The organism is Lyngbya sp. CCY1209, from assembly GCF_055795065.1.
The window spans coordinates 1-2,219 of the sequence record NZ_JAYFER010000693.1 but is presented as its reverse complement, the minus strand read 5'-3'; the positions used below and the strand labels follow the sequence as shown (position 1 = coordinate 2,219).

At 57.3% G+C, this 2,219-nt stretch carries 1 protein-coding gene; it reads left to right on the top strand.

From position 1 onward, the window contains the following. Nucleotides 1-2,219, top strand: a 2,219-nt coding sequence (locus AC0QHF_RS28880; RefSeq protein ID WP_324707739.1) for a S8 family serine peptidase, incomplete at both ends; no start/stop codon positions are given.

Genomic DNA, 2,219 nt, shown 5'->3' with positions numbered 1-2,219 from the left:
TCGCCGGCACCATTGCCGCCCAGGGCGATAATGGCGTGGGAGTCACCGGAGTCAGTTGGGACGCCCAAATTATGGCGGTCAAGTTTCTGAACGATTCGGGTTCGGGAACCATTTTCAACGCCATCCAAGCGGTGGAATACGCCACGATGATGGGAGCCGACCTGACCAACAACAGTTGGGGCGGCTATTTTTCTTCGAGCGCCCTTCAGGATGCGATCGATGCGGCCGGTGCCAGCGGACAAGTGTTCGTGGCGGCGGCGGGAAACTATGATTCAGACAATGATGTTTATCCCTTCAATCCCGCCAGCTACGATTCTGAGAATATCATTTCTGTCGCCGCCACCGACCACAATGATGAGTTGGCATCGTTCTCCCACTATGGAGCCACCAGTGTAGACTTGGCAGCTCCCGGAGTCGATATCTTCAGCAGCGTTCCCGGCGACGGATACGCCAGTTACGACGGCACTTCGATGGCGGCTCCCCACGTTGCCGGGGTGGCGAGTTTGCTGTTGTCCCAAGACCCGAGCTTGTCTCCTGGGGAAGTCAAACAGAGCATCCTCGACACGGTGGATGAAATTCCGGCCCTGGACGGACTGATGGTGACGGGGGGGCGTTTGAATGCGAACACTGCCGTTTCCCCCGACGAACCGGGCAGCATCTCCGGCCAGAAGTGGAACGACCTCGATACTGACGGCGACAAGGATGACGACGAACCCGGTTTGGCAGACTGGACAATCTACATTGACGAAAATAATAACGGCCAGCTCGACCCCGAAGAACCCTCCACCGTCACCGACGGCGACGGAAATTATACCTTCGACAACCTGGAACCCGGCACCTACGAAGTGGCGGAGGAACTGCAAGACGGATGGCAGCAAACCTATCCCGGCAGTCTCAAAAATACCGGTTTTGAAACGGGAGATCTGACGGGTTGGGAAACCCGGGGAGACACATCCGTCAAAACCGACGCTTTCGGTTCCGACCCCACGGAGGGTACCTATCAAGCTTTGGTGACCAATGGCGACGGTTCTCAAAGTGACGCCGACTTGGAAGCCTTCCTGAATTTGCCGGGGGGCATCCTGGACGGTTTGGGCAACGGCGACGCCACGGAAGGTTCCGCCATCAAGCAAACCCTGACGGTGAAGGCGGGAGATGAAATCAGCTTCGATTACAACTTCCTCACCAACGAAGGTTCCGAATCGCCCTTCAACGACTTCGCCTTCGTCTCCGTGGAGTCGGACGGCGATACGGTGGCCAATACTTTCACCCCTCTGGTGCCCTCCGGAACGAGTTTCTGGAGTGAAACCGGATGGGGAACCTACACCCACACCTTTACCGCCGACGGAACCTATAACATCGGTGTCGGAGCCGTCGATGTGGGAGATACTGCTATCGATTCCGGCGTTTTGCTGGACAACTTCTCCTTCACCGGGACTGCCCCCGGCAGCCATACGGTGGATGTGGGTGAGGGCGAGGATGTCCTCGATATCGACTTCGGCAACGTCGAGTCCGAATCTGGCGGCAGCATTTCGGGCGTCAAGTGGAATGACTTGAATGCCGATGGCGTCAAGGATGAAGGTGAACCCGCCCTGTCGGACTGGACGATCTACATCGACGAAAACAATAACAGCCAACTCGACCCCGAGGAGCCCTCTGCGGTCACGAATTCCGACGGCGAATATACTTTCACGGGTCTGTTCGAGGGGACTTACACCATCCGGGAGGAACAACAAGAGGGATGGAAGCAGAGTTATCCCACCGGTGGCGAAGGGAGTGGTACCTCCGAAGGCGAATCGATTGAGATGGCCCGCGAGCAGGTGTCCGGGGACTTGGCATCCGAGTCCGACCGTCGCAGCGAAATTCCCCGCGATGCCGAATATGCGCGGAATCAGGTGATCGTCAAATTCAAGTCCGGTGCCGATTCGGGCGATCGCAATGATATTCTCAACACACTGGGCGCCGAAGTGGTCGAAACCACCCAAAACTCGGGAGTTCAACTGTGGCAGATCGAAGGTGACGTAGAGAATGCCGTCGCCACCTTCAACGAGCATCCCGCGATCGAATATATCGAACCCAATTACATCGTCAACATCAATTCCACCATCCCCAACGATCCGGAATTTTCCCAACTGTGGGGGTTGGACAACACCGGACAGACCGGGGGCACCCCCGACGCGGACATCGACGCCCCCGAAGCCTGGGACGTGCAAACCGGCAAT